30 protein-coding genes are annotated in these 15,013 nt (G+C 44.6%); all 30 read right to left on the bottom strand.

Going from position 1 to position 15,013, the window contains the following annotated elements; all coding sequences use genetic code 11:
- Nucleotides 1–97: 97 nt before the first annotated feature.
- Complete coding sequence (gene rplQ / locus M983_RS09215; protein WP_004246940.1) at nt 98–484, bottom strand: 50S ribosomal protein L17; 387 nt, start codon at nt 482–484, stop codon at nt 98–100.
- 37 nt (nt 485–521) lie between these two features.
- A complete protein-coding gene (locus M983_RS09210) occupies nt 522–1,511 on the bottom strand; it encodes a DNA-directed RNA polymerase subunit alpha (RefSeq protein WP_066749767.1) in 990 nt (329 codons plus the stop codon).
- Between the two features lie 25 nt (nt 1,512–1,536).
- Complete coding sequence (rpsD, locus tag M983_RS09205) at nt 1,537–2,157, bottom strand: 30S ribosomal protein S4 (RefSeq protein ID WP_066749766.1); 621 nt, start codon at nt 2,155–2,157, stop codon at nt 1,537–1,539.
- Between the two features lie 36 nt (nt 2,158–2,193).
- Nucleotides 2,194–2,583 (bottom strand): 30S ribosomal protein S11, encoded by a 390-nt coding sequence (rpsK, locus tag M983_RS09200; protein WP_002919257.1) that lies wholly within the window; start codon nt 2,581–2,583, stop codon nt 2,194–2,196.
- 16 nt (nt 2,584–2,599) lie between these two features.
- On the bottom strand, nt 2,600–2,956 hold the full coding sequence (rpsM, locus tag M983_RS09195) for a 30S ribosomal protein S13 (protein ID WP_066749765.1): 357 nt from the start codon (nt 2,954–2,956) through the stop codon (nt 2,600–2,602).
- 146 nt (nt 2,957–3,102) lie between these two features.
- The gene (gene rpmJ / locus M983_RS17065) at nt 3,103–3,219 is read right to left on the bottom strand and encodes a 50S ribosomal protein L36 (protein WP_074388161.1); all 117 of its coding nucleotides are present in this window, start codon (nt 3,217–3,219) and stop codon (nt 3,103–3,105) included.
- A 42-nt stretch (nt 3,220–3,261) separates the two neighbouring features.
- Nucleotides 3,262–4,584, bottom strand: a complete 1,323-nt coding sequence (gene secY / locus M983_RS09190) for a preprotein translocase subunit SecY (RefSeq protein ID WP_066749764.1) — start codon at nt 4,582–4,584, stop codon at nt 3,262–3,264.
- Between the two features lie 7 nt (nt 4,585–4,591).
- On the bottom strand, nt 4,592–5,026 hold the full coding sequence (gene rplO / locus M983_RS09185) for a 50S ribosomal protein L15 (RefSeq protein WP_066749763.1): 435 nt from the start codon (nt 5,024–5,026) through the stop codon (nt 4,592–4,594).
- Nucleotides 5,027–5,029: 3 nt separating this feature from the next.
- Nucleotides 5,030–5,209, bottom strand: a complete 180-nt coding sequence (gene rpmD / locus M983_RS09180; protein WP_036914634.1) for a 50S ribosomal protein L30 — start codon at nt 5,207–5,209, stop codon at nt 5,030–5,032.
- Between the two features lie 5 nt (nt 5,210–5,214).
- The gene (rpsE, locus tag M983_RS09175) at nt 5,215–5,715 is read right to left on the bottom strand and encodes a 30S ribosomal protein S5 (RefSeq protein WP_004238615.1); all 501 of its coding nucleotides are present in this window, start codon (nt 5,713–5,715) and stop codon (nt 5,215–5,217) included.
- 14 nt (nt 5,716–5,729) lie between these two features.
- Nucleotides 5,730–6,083: a 50S ribosomal protein L18 gene (gene rplR, locus M983_RS09170; protein WP_064718516.1), complete on the bottom strand. Its 354-nt coding sequence runs from the start codon at nt 6,081–6,083 to the stop codon at nt 5,730–5,732.
- Nucleotides 6,084–6,092: 9 nt separating this feature from the next.
- The gene (rplF, locus tag M983_RS09165) at nt 6,093–6,626 is read right to left on the bottom strand and encodes a 50S ribosomal protein L6 (protein ID WP_066749762.1); all 534 of its coding nucleotides are present in this window, start codon (nt 6,624–6,626) and stop codon (nt 6,093–6,095) included.
- A 14-nt stretch (nt 6,627–6,640) separates the two neighbouring features.
- Nucleotides 6,641–7,033 (bottom strand): 30S ribosomal protein S8, encoded by a 393-nt coding sequence (rpsH, locus tag M983_RS09160; RefSeq protein ID WP_066749761.1) that lies wholly within the window; start codon nt 7,031–7,033, stop codon nt 6,641–6,643.
- 32 nt (nt 7,034–7,065) lie between these two features.
- Entirely contained in the window at nt 7,066–7,371 is a 306-nt protein-coding gene (rpsN, locus tag M983_RS09155; protein WP_066749760.1) for a 30S ribosomal protein S14, read from the bottom strand.
- A 12-nt stretch (nt 7,372–7,383) separates the two neighbouring features.
- Nucleotides 7,384–7,923 (bottom strand): 50S ribosomal protein L5, encoded by a 540-nt coding sequence (rplE, locus tag M983_RS09150; protein ID WP_066749759.1) that lies wholly within the window; start codon nt 7,921–7,923, stop codon nt 7,384–7,386.
- 13 nt (nt 7,924–7,936) lie between these two features.
- On the bottom strand, nt 7,937–8,251 hold the full coding sequence (gene rplX / locus M983_RS09145; RefSeq protein WP_064718513.1) for a 50S ribosomal protein L24: 315 nt from the start codon (nt 8,249–8,251) through the stop codon (nt 7,937–7,939).
- Nucleotides 8,252–8,261: 10 nt separating this feature from the next.
- Nucleotides 8,262–8,633, bottom strand: coding sequence for a 50S ribosomal protein L14 (gene rplN / locus M983_RS09140; protein ID WP_066749758.1), 372 nt, complete (start codon nt 8,631–8,633; stop codon nt 8,262–8,264).
- 176 nt (nt 8,634–8,809) lie between these two features.
- On the bottom strand, nt 8,810–9,064 hold the full coding sequence (gene rpsQ / locus M983_RS09135) for a 30S ribosomal protein S17 (RefSeq protein ID WP_023583468.1): 255 nt from the start codon (nt 9,062–9,064) through the stop codon (nt 8,810–8,812).
- A complete protein-coding gene (gene rpmC, locus M983_RS09130; RefSeq protein ID WP_064718511.1) occupies nt 9,064–9,255 on the bottom strand; it encodes a 50S ribosomal protein L29 in 192 nt (63 codons plus the stop codon). The genes rpsQ and rpmC overlap by 1 nt, the downstream gene beginning before the upstream one ends.
- Nucleotides 9,255–9,665: a 50S ribosomal protein L16 gene (gene rplP / locus M983_RS09125; protein ID WP_006535500.1), complete on the bottom strand. Its 411-nt coding sequence runs from the start codon at nt 9,663–9,665 to the stop codon at nt 9,255–9,257. The genes rpmC and rplP overlap by 1 nt, the downstream gene beginning before the upstream one ends.
- A gap of 12 nt (nt 9,666–9,677) precedes the next feature.
- Entirely contained in the window at nt 9,678–10,382 is a 705-nt protein-coding gene (gene rpsC / locus M983_RS09120) for a 30S ribosomal protein S3 (RefSeq protein ID WP_066749757.1), read from the bottom strand.
- Between the two features lie 17 nt (nt 10,383–10,399).
- The gene (gene rplV, locus M983_RS09115) at nt 10,400–10,732 is read right to left on the bottom strand and encodes a 50S ribosomal protein L22 (RefSeq protein ID WP_064718509.1); all 333 of its coding nucleotides are present in this window, start codon (nt 10,730–10,732) and stop codon (nt 10,400–10,402) included.
- 14 nt (nt 10,733–10,746) lie between these two features.
- The gene (gene rpsS / locus M983_RS09110; protein ID WP_004246960.1) at nt 10,747–11,025 is read right to left on the bottom strand and encodes a 30S ribosomal protein S19; all 279 of its coding nucleotides are present in this window, start codon (nt 11,023–11,025) and stop codon (nt 10,747–10,749) included.
- A 14-nt stretch (nt 11,026–11,039) separates the two neighbouring features.
- A complete protein-coding gene (gene rplB, locus M983_RS09105) occupies nt 11,040–11,864 on the bottom strand; it encodes a 50S ribosomal protein L2 (RefSeq protein ID WP_066749756.1) in 825 nt (274 codons plus the stop codon).
- Between the two features lie 18 nt (nt 11,865–11,882).
- Nucleotides 11,883–12,185: a 50S ribosomal protein L23 gene (gene rplW, locus M983_RS09100; RefSeq protein ID WP_066749755.1), complete on the bottom strand. Its 303-nt coding sequence runs from the start codon at nt 12,183–12,185 to the stop codon at nt 11,883–11,885.
- Nucleotides 12,182–12,787 carry a 50S ribosomal protein L4 gene (gene rplD, locus M983_RS09095; RefSeq protein WP_066749754.1) on the bottom strand — a complete coding sequence of 202 codons (606 nt, stop codon included), beginning with the start codon at nt 12,785–12,787 and terminating at the stop codon, nt 12,182–12,184. Before rplD ends, rplW begins: the two co-directional genes overlap by 4 nt.
- Nucleotides 12,788–12,803: 16 nt before the next feature.
- A complete protein-coding gene (gene rplC / locus M983_RS09090; RefSeq protein ID WP_023583465.1) occupies nt 12,804–13,433 on the bottom strand; it encodes a 50S ribosomal protein L3 in 630 nt (209 codons plus the stop codon).
- A 32-nt stretch (nt 13,434–13,465) separates the two neighbouring features.
- On the bottom strand, nt 13,466–13,777 hold the full coding sequence (gene rpsJ, locus M983_RS09085) for a 30S ribosomal protein S10 (protein ID WP_001181005.1): 312 nt from the start codon (nt 13,775–13,777) through the stop codon (nt 13,466–13,468).
- A 376-nt stretch (nt 13,778–14,153) separates the two neighbouring features.
- Nucleotides 14,154–14,627, bottom strand: a complete 474-nt coding sequence (bfr, locus tag M983_RS09080; RefSeq protein WP_066749753.1) for a bacterioferritin — start codon at nt 14,625–14,627, stop codon at nt 14,154–14,156.
- A gap of 75 nt (nt 14,628–14,702) precedes the next feature.
- Entirely contained in the window at nt 14,703–14,900 is a 198-nt protein-coding gene (gene bfd / locus M983_RS17060) for a bacterioferritin-associated ferredoxin (RefSeq protein ID WP_074388160.1), read from the bottom strand.
- Nucleotides 14,901–15,013 lie beyond the last annotated feature (113 nt).

Below are 15,013 nucleotides of genomic sequence, written 5' to 3'. Positions count from 1 at the left end.
AAACCTTTACATCCTGTGAATAACATTTTTCAATAGATATAAAAAAACCGGATTAAAAATCCGGTCTTTTTATTCGCTTCACTAAATAATATTTAAATTATTCAGCTGCTGCTTCTGTTTCAGAATCAGCACGGTCAACAAGCTCAATGTAAGCCATTGGAGCGTTGTCACCTGCACGGAAGCCACACTTCAGAATACGAGTGTAACCACCTGCACGGCTCGCAAAACGCGGACCTAATACTGTAAACAGTTTTGCCACGACTTCGTTATCACGAGTACGGGCGAATGCCAGACGACGATTAGCTACGCTGTCGGTCTTGGCAAGAGTAATCAGCGGCTCAACGACGCGACGCAATTCTTTCGCTTTAGGCAAAGTTGTCTTGATGATTTCATGACGAACTAAAGAACCTGCCATGTTACGAAACATTGCCTGACGATGGCTGCTGTTGCGGTTCAATTGACGACCACTCTTACGATGGCGCATGACCTTATCCTTCTCAGTAAAACCTTAACCTGTGATCTTATTCATCAGCGATACTTGCAGGTGGCCAATTCTCAAGGCGCATGCCAAGAGATAAACCACGCGACGCCAGTACGTCTTTAATCTCAGTAAGAGATTTCTTACCAAGGTTAGGCGTCTTAAGTAATTCAACTTCAGTACGCTGTACCAGATCACCGATGTAGTGGATTGCTTCTGCCTTCAGACAGTTAGCAGAGCGGACAGTCAATTCAAGATCGTCAACTGGGCGCAGCAGAATCGGATCGAACTCTGGCTTCTCTTCTTTAACTTCAGGCTGACGAACATCACGTAAGTCAACAAAAGCTTCAAGCTGTTCAGCCAGGATAGTCGCTGCACGGCGAATCGATTCTTCTGGATCGATAGTACCGTTAGTTTCCATCTCGATTACCAGCTTATCCAAGTCGGTACGCTGTTCAACACGAGCTGCTTCCACATTATAAGCTATACGCTCAACTGGGCTGTAGCACGCATCTACTAATAGGCGACCGATAGGGCGCTCATCTTCTTCCGAATGAATTCGGGCAGAAGCCGGCACATAACCACGACCACGCTGAACTTTGATACGCATATTTATTGATGCGTTTTCGTCTGTAAGGTGGCAGATAACGTGCTGAGGCTTGACGATTTCGACATCACCATCATGGGTGATATCGGCTGCAATAACAGGGCCAATGCCAGATTTATTCAAAGTAAGAATAACTTCATCTTTACCATGAACTTTTACCGCCAACCCCTTAAGGTTGAGCAGTATTTCTAGGATATCTTCCTGAACACCTTCTTTGGTGCTGTACTCATGCAGTACACCATCAATCTCAACCTCTGTTACCGCACAACCCGGCATAGACGAAAGCAGAATACGGCGCAGTGCGTTGCCTAGAGTATGGCCAAAGCCTCTCTCTAATGGCTCAAGGGTCACCTTGGCGTGCGTCGAACTGACTTGCTCGATATCAACCAGGCGCGGTTTTAGAAACTCTGTCACAGAACCCTGCATTGTGTCCTCTCTTTGGTGCTAAGCCTTACTTGGAGTAAAGCTCGACGATCAGGTGCTCGTTAATGTCAGCAGATAAATCAGTACGTTCAGGAATACGTTTGAACACACCTTCCATCTTAGCAGCATCAACTTCCAGCCATGTTGGCTTTTCACGCTGTTCAGCCAGCTCTAAAGCAGCCTTAATACGAGACTGTTTTTTCGATTTTTCGCGAACGCTGACTACGTCATTCGGGGAAACCTGATAAGAAGCAATGTTAACCACGCGACCATTTACCATGATTGCTTTATGGCTAACCATCTGACGTGCTTCTGCGCGAGTTGCGCCAAAGCCCATACGATAAACAACGTTATCCAGACGACCTTCTAGCAAGTTTAACAGATTTTCACCTGTGTTGCCTTTCAGACGAGTTGCTTCTTTGTAGTAGTTACGGAATTGACGTTCTAGAACACCGTAAATACGACGTACTTTTTGTTTTTCACGTAACTGAACACCGTAATCAGACAGACGTGGTTTACGTGCGCCGTGCTGACCTGGTGCTTGTTCCAGTTTACACTTGGTGTCAATCGCTCGAACGCCAGATTTTAAGAATAAATCTGTACCTTCGCGGCGGCTCAGCTTGAGCTTAGGACCCAAATATCTAGCCATTTTCTTTCTCCAACTTTCCTAAAAACGAAAACGTAATTAAACGCGACGTTTTTTCGGTGGACGACAACCGTTATGAGGAATCGGAGTCACATCAGTAATATTAGTGATGCGGAAACCAGCCGCGTTTAATGCACGGATAGTTGACTCACGACCAGGACCAGGTCCTTTTACCATAACTTCCAGGTTCTTAATTCCGTACTCTTTTACAGCTTCAGCACAACGTTCTGCTGCAACTTGAGCTGCAAACGGAGTTGACTTACGAGAACCACGGAAACCGGAACCACCGGCAGTAGCCCAACCCAATGCATTACCTTGACGATCTGTAATAGTAACGATTGTGTTGTTGAAAGAAGCATGGATATGAGCCACACCGTCAGAGACTTGTTTTCTTACACGCTTGCGTGCACGAATAGGTGCTTTTGCCATTGTTCAAATACCCCGATTATTTCTTGATCGGCTTACGCGGACCCTTACGGGTACGTGCGTTAGTCTTAGTACGCTGACCGCGAACTGGTAGACCACGACGATGACGTAAACCACGATAAGTACCAAGATCCATCAGACGTTTGATGCTCAGGGTAACTTCACGACGTAGATCACCTTCTACAACGTATTTGGCAACTTCGTCACGCAGCTTGTCGATTTGCTCTTCAGACAGCTCACTGATCTTAACATTTTCAGCAATACCCGCAGCTTCACAGATAGCCTGTGAGCGAGTTTTACCAATGCCGTAAATCGATGTTAAAGCGATTACGGTATGTTTATGATCAGGAATGTTAATGCCTGCTATACGGGCCACTATGCACTCCTAATTAACTATTTATACAATACCATTCTGAAAAGCCCGTTTTCAGGATACTCAAACAATACTGTATATATTATAAAAGATTGGGCTGGCTAATTTAGCCAGCTCAACCGAACTTTGCAAGAAAAAAATGCAATAAATTAGCCTTGACGCTGTTTATGCTTAGGCTCGACGCTGCAAATTACACGAACGTGACCGTTACGTCTAACAATTTTGCAGTTACGGCACATTTTCTTGACGGAAGCACGAACTTTCATTTTTACTCTCCGTAACTTCTAAAACAAACCAATTATCAGTAATTAACCTTTAAGGTTTGCTTTTTTCAATGCAGACTCGTACTGACTTGACATCAGAAGAGTTTGCACTTGAGCCATAAAATCCATGATGACCACAACCACGATTAAGAGGGATGTACCACCAAAATAGAAAGGTACATTCATTGCGTCACGCATGAACTCCGGGATGAGACAGATAAAGGTAATATACAACGCACCTATTAAGGTTAAGCGAGTCATTACTTTATCTATATATTTAGCCGTCTGCTCTCCCGGGCGAATTCCTGGTACAAATGCACCGGACTTCTTCAGGTTATCTGCCGTTTCTCTAGGGTTGAAAACCAACGCTGTATAGAAGAAACAGAAGAAGATGATTGCAGCAGCATATAGTAACACATAAATAGGCTGGCCGGGTTGTAGATTTGAAGAAATCACAGACAACCAACCCCATCCTGTACCATCGCCAAACCAAGAGGTTATTGTACCAGGAAACAGGATAATACTTGAAGCAAAAATTGCTGGTATAACACCCGCCATATTTACTTTAAGTGGTAGATGTGTACTTTGTGCCGCGTATATTCTACGCCCTTGTTGACGTTTTGCATAGTTAACAACGATACGACGTTGTCCTCTTTCTACAAATACAACAAAGAAAGTAACCGCAAACACTAATACTGCAACCAGCAATAACAGGAGGAAGTGCAAATTGCCTTGCCGGGCCTGCTCGATGGTTTGACCAATGGCAGGCGGAAGGCCTGCAACGATACCTGCAAAGATAATTATTGAGATACCATTACCAATACCACGTTCAGTAATTTGTTCACCTAGCCACATAAGGAACATAGTTCCTGTTACTAAGCTCACAACAGCCGTAATATAGAATGGAAGACCTGGATTAATCACCAAACCTTGCATTCCAGGCATATTTGGTAGACCGGTTGCTATCCCAATAGATTGGAATATCGCCAGCACCAAAGTACCATATCGGGTATATTGGCTGATCTTACGACGACCTGCCTCCCCTTCCTTCTTAATCTCTGCTAATCGAGGGTTAACCACTGATAAGAGTTGGATAATAATCGATGCCGAAATATAAGGCATGATACCCAGCGCAAAGATAGAAGCACGGCTAAGTGCACCACCAGAGAACATGTTAAACATCTCAATGATGGTGCCTTTTTGCTGATCGAGCAATTTGGCAAGCACAGTGGCATCAATACCAGGAATAGGAATAAAAGAGCCAATCCTAAAGACAATCAGTGCACCTAGAACAAACAGAAGTCTGCGTTTAAGTTCACCTACACCACCTTTAGCACTCTGAAAATCTAAACCTGGTTGTTTAGCCATCTGTCACTTATTCCTCAATTTTACCGCCAGCTGATTCGATTGCTGCACGGGCACCTTTGGTAACACGCAGACCACGAATAGTCACTGCACGGTTAACCTCACCTGAAAGAATTACTTTTGCAAATTCAATCTGTGGGCCAACAACGTTTGCGGCTTTCAGTGCATTCAGATCGATAACATCGCCTTCAACGTAAGCTAAATCAGACAGACGGATTTCCGCAGTCACGAATGATTTACGTGAAGTAAAACCAAATTTTGGTAAACGACGGTATAAAGGCATCTGACCACCTTCAAAACCACGACGTACGCCACCGCCAGAACGAGACTTCTGACCTTTGTGACCACGGCCGCCAGTTTTACCTAGGCCAGAACCAATACCACGACCTACACGTTTAGGCGCATGCTTGGCACCTTCAGCCGGAGACAGAGTATTTAAACGCATCTCTTACTCCTCAACTTTAACCATATAGGAAACCAAGTTGATCATACCGCGAACTGCTGGTGTATCTTCGCGTTCTACAGTGTGACCGATGCGACGCAGACCTAAACCAGTCATTGTTGCCTTATGTTTAGGCAAACGGCCGATTAAGCTGCGAGTTTGAGTAATCTTAATAGTCTTAGCCATGGTCATTACCCCAGAATTTCTTCAACGGATTTACCACGCTTAGCTGCGACCATTTCTGGAGACTTCATGCTATCTAAAGCGTCCAGTGTTGCACGAACCACGTTAATCGGGTTAGTGGAACCATAGGTTTTAGCCAGTACGTTACGAACGCCAGCCACTTCTAGAACTGCACGCATTGCACCACCTGCGATGATACCAGTACCTTCGTGAGCAGGCTGCATAAATACGCGTGAGCCTGTGTGAGTACCTTTAACAGGGTGGAACAGAGTACCGTTGTTTAAAGCGACGGTTTTCATATTGCGACGGGCTTTTTCCATCGCTTTCTGGATTGCTGCCGGAACTTCGCGAGCTTTGCCATATCCAAAACCAACGCGGCCATTACCATCACCAACTACTGTAAGAGCGGTGAAGCTAAAGATACGACCACCTTTAACGGTTTTAGATACGCGGTTTACCGCGATCAGCTTTTCCTGCAGTTCGCCAGCTTGTTTCTCGATGTGAGCCATCTTACACTCCTACCTTAGAACTGAAGGCCAGCTTCACGGGCAGCATCTGCCAGTGCCTGGACTCGACCATGATATTGGAAACCGGAACGGTCAAATGATACTACTTTGATACCTTTTTCCAGAGCACGTTCAGCAACAATTTTACCAACTACTGCTGCGGCGTCTTTGTTTCCAGTGTTTTTCAGTTGCTCAATGATAGCTTTTTCTGTAGTAGAAGCGGCCACCAAAGTTTCAGAACCGTTTGGTGCAATAACCTGCGCATAAATATGGCGTGGGGTACGATGTACCACCAGGCGAGTCGCACCCAGTTCCTGGAGCTTGCGGCGTGCGCGGGTCGCACGACGGATACGAGCTGCTTTCTTATCCATAGTGTTACCTTACTTCTTCTTAGCCTCTTTGATACGCACAACTTCGTCGGCGTAACGAATACCTTTACCTTTATAAGGCTCAGGGCGACGGTAAGCACGCAGTTCAGCTGCTACTTGGCCAATCACTTGCTTATCCGCACCTTTCAGTACGATTTCAGTTTGTGTTGGACACTCAGCAGTGATGCCTGCTGGCAGTTGGTGTTCCACAGGATGTGAATAACCTACTGATAAGTTAACTGCATTGCCTTTTATAGACGCACGATAACCTACACCTACCAGTTGCAGTTTCTTAGTGAAGCCTTCAGTAACACCCACAACCATTGCATTAAGCAGTGAGCGAGTAGTACCCGCTTGTGCCCATGCATCTGCAAAACCATCGCGTGGAGCGAAAGTTAATTGGTTATCAGCATGTTTAATTTCAACTGCATTATGGATAGTACGAGTTAGCTCGCCGTTTTTACCCTTAATCGTAATTACCTGACCGTTGAGTTTAACCTCTACGCCGGCAGGAATGACGACGGGTGCTTTTGCCACACGAGACATTCTTTCCTCCCGAATTAAGCTACGTAGCAGATAATCTCGCCACCAAGACCTGCTTGGCGAGCTGCACGATCAGTCATAACACCTTTTGAGGTAGAAACAACAGCAATGCCCAGTCCTGCCATAACTTGTGGCAGCTCATCTTTTCTTTTATAGATGCGCAGACTTGGACGACTTACGCGCTGAATGCTTTCTACTACAGCTTTACCTTGGAAATATTTTAAAGTCAGTTCCAATTCAAGCTTAGTGTCGCCTTCAATTTTAAAATCTTCGATATAACCTTCTTCCTTAAGCACGTTGGCAATCGCCACTTTCAGCTTGGAGGAAGGCATTGTGACCGCAACTTTATTCGCGGCCTGACCGTTACGGATACGGGTCAGCATATCCGCGATGGGATCTTGCATGCTCATCTGTCTTTACTCCCGTGATTCAATTATGGTGATTACCAGCTAGCCTTTCTAAGGCCCGGAATTTCACCGCGCATAGCGGCTTCACGGACTTTAATACGGCTTAGGCCAAATTTCCGCAGGAAACCATGCGGACGTCCAGTTTGACGGCAGCGGTTACGCTGACGAGAAGGACTTGAATCACGTGGCAGTGTTTGCAGTTTCAGAACAGCATCCCAACGATCTTCATCAGATACGTTAACATCTGAAACGATAGCTTTCAGTTCTGCGCGTTTTGCGAAGAATTTCTCAGCTAAATGTGCACGTTTTACATCACGTGCTTTCATAGATTTCTTAGCCATGAATGCCCTGCCTTACTTGCGAAACGGGAAGTTAAACGCTGATAACAGTGCGCGACCTTCATCATCTGATTTCGCAGTCGTAGTAATGGTAATATCCAAACCACGAACACGATCCACTTTATCGTAATCGATTTCAGGGAAGATGATTTGTTCACGTACGCCCATGCTGTAGTTACCACGTCCATCAAATGATTTAGCGGACAAACCACGGAAGTCACGGATACGTGGTACAGCAATTGAGATCAGACGTTCAAAGAATTCCCACATGCGTTCGCCACGCAGGGTCACTTTACAGCCGATCGGATAGCCCTGGCGGATTTTGAAGCCTGCAACAGATTTGCGTGCTTTGGTGATCAAAGGTTTTTGACCTGAGATTGCTGCTAAATCAGCTGCTGCATTATCCAGCAGTTTTTTATCAACAATCGCTTCACCAACACCCATATTCAGGGTGATCTTCTCGACCCGTGGGACTTGCATGACAGAATGGTAACCAAACTGAGTCATCAGATTTTGGACTACCTCGTCTTTGTAGTAATCATGCAGTTTCGCCATCGTATACTCCAAATTACTTGATAGTTTCTTTATTAGACTTGAAGAAACGAACTTTTTTGCCGTCTTCGAATCTAAAACCTACACGGTCAGCCTTACCGGTTGCCGCATTGAAGAGTGCAACGTTAGAAACTTGAATTGCAGCTTCTTTTTCAACGATGCCACCTGGTTGATTCAGAGCCGGAACTGGCTTCTGATGTTTTTTAACCAGATTAATACCTTCAACGATAACTTTACCAGAAGAAAGAACCTGTTTTACTTTACCGCGCTTACCTTTATCTTTACCAGTTAGCACGATAACTTCGTCTTCACGACGGATTTTCGCTGCCATGTCCTGCTCCTTAGAGTACTTCAGGTGCCAGAGAGATAATTTTCATAAACTTCTCATTACGAAGTTCACGAGTCACCGGCCCAAAAATACGCGTACCAATAACTTGCTCGTTGTTGTTGTTTAACAATACACAAGCGTTGCTATCGAAGCGAATGACAGAACCGTCAGGGCGACGAACACCCTTCTTGGTGCGCACCACTACCGCTTTCAGTACATCACCTTTCTTAACTTTACCACGTGGAATTGCTTCCTTGATGGTAATTTTGATGATGTCACCTACATCTGCGTAGCGACGGTGCGAGCCACCTAGAACCTTGATACACATTACGCGACGTGCACCGGAGTTGTCGGCCACGTTCAGCATAGTCTGTTCTTGGATCATTTTAGTGCTCCGCTAAATGTCAACTACTACTGAGCCACTTCCACATTAGAAGAGGCCATTCAATATCCCATAATACGAGGGAGCGGCATTATAACACCACATTCTCGCTATGGACAGAAAAAATAAACGGCTCTTTCGTTTTTGAGCCGTTTATTTCGTACGAAAAGGCTATTTTATTACAGAACAGCTTTTTCTACAACGCGAACTAACGCCCAAGACTTAGTCTTAGATAGTGGACGTGTTTGACGAATTTCTACTACGTCACCAATTCCACATTCGTTGTTTTCGTCATGTACATGCAGTTTAGTCGTACGACGGATAAACTTACCATATAATGGATGTTTAACCATACGATCGATAGCAACAACAATAGATTTTTCCATTTTGTCACTTACCACACGACCTTGCAGAGTACGGATTTTATCGGTCATTACGCACCCGCCTTCTCAGTCAGTAAAGTCTTAACGCGTGCGATATTACGACGCACTTGTTTCAACAGATGAGACTGTTGTAACTGACCACTTGCTGTTTGCATGCGCAGATTAAACTGCTCGCGCAATAAGTTCAGCAATTCAGTGTTCAGCTCTTCAACGCTCTTTTCGCGCAGCTCTTTTGCTTTCATTACATCACCGTCTTAGTTACAAAGGTGGTTTTGATAGGCAGTTTTGCTGCCGCCAGCTTGAATGCTTCACGGGCCAGTTCTTCAGGCACACCATCCATTTCATACAGGACTTTACCTGGCTGGATTAAGGCAACCCAATACTCAACGTTACCTTTACCTTTACCCATACGGACTTCGAGCGGCTTTTCAGTGATTGGCTTGTCTGGGAACACACGGATCCAGATTTTACCCTGACGCTTAACTGCACGGGTCATTGCACGACGTGCCGCTTCGATCTGACGTGCAGTCAGACGACCACGGCCCACAGCTTTAAGACCGTAAGTCCCGAAGCTTACATCCGCACCAGCAGCTAGGCCACGGTTACGGCCTTTGTGCACTTTACGGAATTTTGTACGCTTTGGTTGTAACATCAGCGACTCTCCTTACTTGCGGCCTTTACGCTGCTGCTTTTTAGGTTGAGCTGCCGGTTGTTTTTCCGCCAGTTCAACTGCAGCCATACCACCCAGGATCTCACCTTTGAAGATCCATACCTTAACGCCGAGCACACCATAAGTGGTTTGTGCTTCTGAGGTATTGTAGTCGATATCTGCACGCAGAGTGTGCAGAGGTACACGACCTTCACGATACCATTCAGTACGAGCGATTTCAGCGCCACCTAAGCGACCACTTACTTCCACTTTTATACCTTTAGCGCCTAAACGCATAGCGTTCTGTACTGCACGTTTCATAGCACGACGGAACATAACACGACGTTCCAGCTGTGAAGCGATGCTGTCAGCAACTAATTTTGCGTCCAGTTCAGGTTTACGTACTTCGGCGATATTAATTTGCGCAGGAACGCCAGCGATTTCCGCTACGTTTTTACGCAGTTTTTCAACATCTTCACCTTTTTTACCGATAACGATGCCTGGACGAGCAGTGTGAATAGTCACACGGATGCTTTTCGCAGGACGTTCGATAACGATACGAGATACAGATGCTTTTGCCAGTTCTTTATTTAAGTACTGGCGCACTTTAAAATCGCTGTCTAGGTTGTCAGCGAATTCATTGGTACCCGCATACCATGTGGAATTCCAAGGCTTGACAATGCCAAGGCGGATACCATTAGGATGTACTTTTTGACCCATTGCTAGTCTCCAGAGTCTCAGCGATCAGACACAACCACAGTGATGTGGCTGGTGCGCTTCAGAATACGATCTGCACGGCCTTTTGCACGAGGCATAATGCGTTTCATAGAAGGACCTTCGTCAACAAAGATCTTTGCTACTTTCAGATCATCAATATCAGCGCCATCGTTGTGTTCTGCATTAGCAATAGCAGATTCCAGTACTTTCTTCACTAAACCAGCAGCTTTTTTGTTGGTGTAGGTCAGAGTTTCCAGAGCTTGCGACACTTTCTTACCGCGAATCAGGTCTGCCACTAGGCGAACCTTCTGAGCAGAAGAACGAGCGTGGCGATGCATAGCTATAGTTTCCATCTCTTCCTCCTACCTTATTTTTTCTTAGCCTTTTTATCGGCTGCATGACCGCGATAAGTACGGGTCGGCGCGAATTCACCCAGTTTATGACCAACCATTTCGTCGGAAACGTAAACTGGAACATGCTGACGACCATTATGGACAGCGATGGTCAAACCGATCATGTTAGGAAAGATCGTTGAACGACGGGACCAAGTCTTAACAGGCTTTTTGTCACCGCTTTCCACCGCTTTCTCTACCTTCTTCAGCAAGTGCAGGTCAATAAAAGGACCTTTCTTGAGAGAACGTGGCATGGCTTATCCTCTAATTATTTCTTAGTACGACGATGAACGATGAAATGTTCAGTGCGTTTGTTTTTACGAGTCTTCTTACCTTTGGTTTGAACGCCCCAAGGTGTTACAGGGTGTTTACCAAAGTTACGACCTTCACCACCACCATGTGGGTGATCAACTGGGTTCATCGCAGTACCGCGGACGGTAGGACGAATACCACGCCAGCGACTTGCACCAGCTTTACCCAGAACGCGTAACATATGTTCAGAGTTACCAACTTCACCGATAGTCGCACGACAGTCAGAAGGGATCTTACGCATTTCACCAGAACGCAGACGGATAGTTACATAAGCACCATCACGAGCAACGATTTGAACGTAAGTACCAGCTGAACGCGCTAATTGACCACCTTTACCTGGTTTCATTTCTACGTTATGAACAGTAGAACCAACCGGGATATTGCGCATTGGTAATGTGTTACCAGCTTTGATTGCTGCATCAACGCCAGACTGAACTTTATCACCAGCTTTCAGGCCTTTTGGAGCCAGAATGTAGCGACGTTCACCATCAGCATATAATACTAAGGCGATGTTAGCTGAACGGTTTGGATCATATTCCAAACGTTCTACAGTTGCAGGGATACCATCTTTGTTGCGTTTGAAGTCAACAATACGGTAAGCCTGTTTGTGACCACCACCAATATGACGGGTAGTGATACGACCATTGTTGTTACGACCACCGGATTTGCTGTTTTTTTCCAGCAATGGCGCATAAGGTTTCCCTCTATGCAGCTCAGGGTTTACCACTTTAACTACGTGGCGACGGCCCGGAGACGTAGGTTTACATTTAACAATTGCCATTGTTCTTACTCCTCCGACTTACTCAGCGCCGCCGACGAAGTCCAGGTTCTGGCCTTCCTTCAGGGTGACGTAAGCTTTTTTCCAGTCGCTACGACGACCAACACGCTGACCGTGACGTTTCACTTTGCCTTTCATCAGCAGAGTGTTAACACTTTCAACTTCGACTTCAAACAGTTTTTGTACAGCTGCTTTAATCTCTGCTTTGGTCGCGTCTTTAGCAACTTTGAGAACGATGGTGTTTGATTTTTCCATCGCGATAGAAGCTTTTTCAGATACATGCGGCGCGCGCAGTACTTTCAGCAGACGTTCTTCACGGATCATGCCAGCATCTCCTCAACTTGCTTCACAGCGTCAGCAGTCATGACGACTTTGTCGAAGGCGATTAAGCTAACTGGATCGATTGTTGCTGCATCACGTACATCAACTTTATACAAGTTACGCGCTGCTAAATACAGATTCTCATCAACATCAGCTGTGATAATCAGTACATCTTCCAGAGCCATATCTTTCAGTTTCTGTGCAAGAAGCTTAGTTTTAGGAGCTTCAACAGAGAACTGTTCAACGACTATCAGACGATCTTGACGTACCAATTCTGAAAGAATGCTCTTAAGAGCACCACGGTACATCTTTTTGTTTACTTTTTGACTGTGGTCCTGTGGTTTAGCAGCGAAGCTAACACCACCAGAGCGCCAAATTGGGCTCTTGATTGAACCTGCACGTGCACGACCTGTACCTTTCTGGCGCCATGGCTTTTTGCCTGAACCAGAAACTTCAGCACGGGTTTTCTGAGCACGAGTACCTTGACGAGCACCAGCAGCGTATGCAACGACTACTTGATGCACAAGCGCTTCGTTAAAGTCACGCCCGAAGGTAGTTTCGGAAACAGTCAGCGCGCCTTGCGCGTCTTTCATTACCAATTCCATTCCTATCTCCTCGACGTTACGCCTTGACAGCTGGTTTAACGATCAGGTCACTGCCAGTTGCACCTGGAACAGCACCTTTGACCAGCAGCAGGTTGCGCTCAGCGTCAACACGTACTACTTCCAGGCTCTGAACGGTAACTTGTTCGTTACCCAGTTGACCTGCCATTTTCTTGCCTTTGAACACCTTACCTGGGGTTTGGTTTTGACCAATAGAACCCGGTACACGGTGAGACAAGGAGTTACCGTGGGTAGCATCTTGAGTACGGAAATTCCAGCGCTTTACAGTACCAGCAAAACCTTTACCTTTAGATGTTCCAGTAACGTCGACTTTTTTAACGTCAGCGAAAATTTCTACACTAATGCTTTGGCCTACAGTGTATTCTTCGCCTTCGTTCAGACGGAATTCACGTAGTAAGCGACCAGCTTCAACGCCAGCTTTCGCAAAATGGCCAGCTTCAGGTTTCAATACACGGTTAGCTTTTTTGCTACCAGTAGTGACCTGAATGGCACGGTAACCGTCTTTCTCTAGATCTCTGACCTGAGTCACACGGTTGTTTTCAATTTCGATAACAGTTACAGGGATTGAAACGCCATCTTCAGTGAAGATACGAGTCATTCCTACTTTTTTACCGACTAAACCAATCATTGTTTCAACCTCTCAATCGCTTGATGACCTGATTAACCTAGGCTGATCTGCACGTCTACGCCGGCAGCCAGATCCAGACGCATCAGAGCATCAACGGTTTTCTCGGTTGGCTCAACGATGTCAACCAGACGTTTGTGAGTGCGAATTTCATACTGATCACGCGCATCTTTATTAACGTGCGGAGAAATCAACACTGTGAAACGCTCTTTGCGAGTCGGCAGTGGTATTGGACCACGAACTTGCGCACCAGTGCGCTTAGCAGTCTCTACGATTTCCGCAGTTGATTGATCAATCAGACGATGATCAAAAGCTTTCAGGCGGATACGGATTCTTTGGTTCTGCATGAGACCAGAGCTCCAACTATTTTTTATAAACGTAAATGATTACTACTCGTACCCATTTCGATTGATGAGAGAGTGTAATCGTTCTGCATATAACTCCCCAATTGGGAGTATTATATTTAATGCAATAAAAAATCTGCATTAGCTGATAAATCAGCCTCACTAAATCAGTGAGCCTGCGCATTATACTTGCCTGAGAGATGAAATCAAGCCAAGAATAAAAAATCAGCGATAAAAATAACTTTTATTTTTTATACTAAAAAAATAAAGACAGCAAATGCTGCCTTTATTGATAATATCATTCACTAATATTTCATAAAACCCAACAATGTCAATTTCTATTTTATGCTATTTAAATATCAGTATAGAGATATAGAAATTATTCTTCGCCAATTTGGACTTGAAGATAATTTTGAAGACCGATGCGCTCGATAAGCTCTAACTGCGTTTCGATCCAGTCTATGTGCCCTTCTTCATCTGTTAGAATTTCCAACATTAAATCACGGCTTACATAATCATGAATAGAATCTGCATATGCAATGGCTTCTCGTAAATCTTTCGCACCACCTAATTCTAGCTCAAGATCAGAACGTAGCATTTCTTCAACATCTTCACCTATATTGAGTTTTCCTAAATCTTGCAAATTAGGAATTCCTTCAAGAAATAAAATTCTCTCAATATATTTATCAGCATGTTTCATTTCATCAATAGACTCATGGTATTCCATATCATTGAGGCGTGTTAATCCCCAATTTTTAAACATACGGGCATGAAGAAAATACTGATTTATTGCGACAAGCTCACCACCTAATAATGTATTAAGGTGGGCTATCATTTTTTTATCACCTTTCATTTTTATTCTCCTTTGCTTCCAGTCTTTTTAGTGTAGACCTTTTATACAAAGAAGAGAGCGTGATATTAAAATTTGTTATGCAACTTCTGAAATAGAGGAATAAAGAAGGGATTGTTCATTATCAATGATTTGCCGAGACTGACGTATACATTTGCCACAACAGCTACCCACTGGTAACACTTGACGCAATTGGTTAATAGTTCGAATATCATGTTTGTGAATAGCGGATACAATTTTTTTATCACTGATACCATGGCATAAACAGACGTACATAATAAAACCTCATTGATAACTCACAATGAGATATTAAATGATAACTATTATTATTTCAATTTCTATTCGCTTAACTTAAATATCTTTATTTGAATAACATAAACTACAGATAC

It is taken from the genome of Proteus myxofaciens ATCC 19692 (genome assembly GCF_001654855.1).
Taxonomy (GTDB): domain Bacteria; phylum Pseudomonadota; class Gammaproteobacteria; order Enterobacterales; family Enterobacteriaceae; genus Proteus; species Proteus myxofaciens.
The sequence above is the reverse complement of the archived record's forward strand: the minus strand, read 5'-3'. Positions and strand labels throughout refer to the sequence as shown.

What these genes read in the sequence shown, in the direction of transcription:
- rplQ (WP_004246940.1), bottom strand. Translation starts at nt 484, where the DNA reads ATGCGCCATCGTAAGAGTGGTCGTCAATTGAACCGCAACAGCAGCCAT.
- rplC (WP_023583465.1), bottom strand. Translation starts at nt 13,433, where the DNA reads ATGATTGGTTTAGTCGGTAAAAAAGTAGGAATGACTCGTATCTTCACT.
- rplD (WP_066749754.1), bottom strand. Translation starts at nt 12,787, where the DNA reads ATGGAATTGGTAATGAAAGACGCGCAAGGCGCGCTGACTGTTTCCGAA.
- rplR (WP_064718516.1), bottom strand. Translation starts at nt 6,083, where the DNA reads ATGGATAAGAAAGCAGCTCGTATCCGTCGTGCGACCCGCGCACGCCGC.
- rpsK (WP_002919257.1), bottom strand. Translation starts at nt 2,583, where the DNA reads ATGGCAAAAGCACCTATTCGTGCACGCAAGCGTGTAAGAAAACAAGTC.
- rpsH (WP_066749761.1), bottom strand. Translation starts at nt 7,033, where the DNA reads ATGAGCATGCAAGATCCCATCGCGGATATGCTGACCCGTATCCGTAAC.
- rpsD (WP_066749766.1), bottom strand. Translation starts at nt 2,157, where the DNA reads ATGGCTAGATATTTGGGTCCTAAGCTCAAGCTGAGCCGCCGCGAAGGT.
- rplW (WP_066749755.1), bottom strand. Translation starts at nt 12,185, where the DNA reads ATGATCCGTGAAGAACGTCTGCTGAAAGTACTGCGCGCGCCGCATGTA.
- rpmC (WP_064718511.1), bottom strand. Translation starts at nt 9,255, where the DNA reads ATGAAAGCAAAAGAGCTGCGCGAAAAGAGCGTTGAAGAGCTGAACACT.
- secY (WP_066749764.1), bottom strand. Translation starts at nt 4,584, where the DNA reads ATGGCTAAACAACCAGGTTTAGATTTTCAGAGTGCTAAAGGTGGTGTA.
- rpsC (WP_066749757.1), bottom strand. Translation starts at nt 10,382, where the DNA reads ATGGGTCAAAAAGTACATCCTAATGGTATCCGCCTTGGCATTGTCAAG.
- bfr (WP_066749753.1), bottom strand. Translation starts at nt 14,627, where the DNA reads ATGAAAGGTGATAAAAAAATGATAGCCCACCTTAATACATTATTAGGT.
- M983_RS09210 (WP_066749767.1), bottom strand. Translation starts at nt 1,511, where the DNA reads ATGCAGGGTTCTGTGACAGAGTTTCTAAAACCGCGCCTGGTTGATATC.
- rpmD (WP_036914634.1), bottom strand. Translation starts at nt 5,209, where the DNA reads ATGGCTAAGACTATTAAGATTACTCAAACTCGCAGCTTAATCGGCCGT.
- rpsQ (WP_023583468.1), bottom strand. Translation starts at nt 9,064, where the DNA reads ATGACCGATAAAATCCGTACTCTGCAAGGTCGTGTGGTAAGTGACAAA.
- rplO (WP_066749763.1), bottom strand. Translation starts at nt 5,026, where the DNA reads ATGCGTTTAAATACTCTGTCTCCGGCTGAAGGTGCCAAGCATGCGCCT.
- rplV (WP_064718509.1), bottom strand. Translation starts at nt 10,732, where the DNA reads ATGGAAACTATAGCTATGCATCGCCACGCTCGTTCTTCTGCTCAGAAG.
- bfd (WP_074388160.1), bottom strand. Translation starts at nt 14,900, where the DNA reads ATGTACGTCTGTTTATGCCATGGTATCAGTGATAAAAAAATTGTATCC.
- rplX (WP_064718513.1), bottom strand. Translation starts at nt 8,251, where the DNA reads ATGGCAGCGAAAATCCGTCGTGAAGACGAAGTTATCGTGCTAACTGGT.
- rplB (WP_066749756.1), bottom strand. Translation starts at nt 11,864, where the DNA reads ATGGCAATTGTTAAATGTAAACCTACGTCTCCGGGCCGTCGCCACGTA.
- rplN (WP_066749758.1), bottom strand. Translation starts at nt 8,633, where the DNA reads ATGATCCAAGAACAGACTATGCTGAACGTGGCCGACAACTCCGGTGCA.
- rplF (WP_066749762.1), bottom strand. Translation starts at nt 6,626, where the DNA reads ATGTCTCGTGTGGCAAAAGCACCCGTCGTCATTCCTGCCGGCGTAGAG.
- rplE (WP_066749759.1), bottom strand. Translation starts at nt 7,923, where the DNA reads ATGGCGAAACTGCATGATTACTACAAAGACGAGGTAGTCCAAAATCTG.
- rplP (WP_006535500.1), bottom strand. Translation starts at nt 9,665, where the DNA reads ATGTTACAACCAAAGCGTACAAAATTCCGTAAAGTGCACAAAGGCCGT.
- rpsS (WP_004246960.1), bottom strand. Translation starts at nt 11,025, where the DNA reads ATGCCACGTTCTCTCAAGAAAGGTCCTTTTATTGACCTGCACTTGCTG.
- rpsJ (WP_001181005.1), bottom strand. Translation starts at nt 13,777, where the DNA reads ATGCAGAACCAAAGAATCCGTATCCGCCTGAAAGCTTTTGATCATCGT.
- rpmJ (WP_074388161.1), bottom strand. Translation starts at nt 3,219, where the DNA reads ATGAAAGTTCGTGCTTCCGTCAAGAAAATGTGCCGTAACTGCAAAATT.
- rpsE (WP_004238615.1), bottom strand. Translation starts at nt 5,715, where the DNA reads ATGGCTCACATCGAGAAACAAGCTGGCGAACTGCAGGAAAAGCTGATC.
- rpsN (WP_066749760.1), bottom strand. Translation starts at nt 7,371, where the DNA reads ATGGCTAAGAAATCTATGAAAGCACGTGATGTAAAACGTGCACATTTA.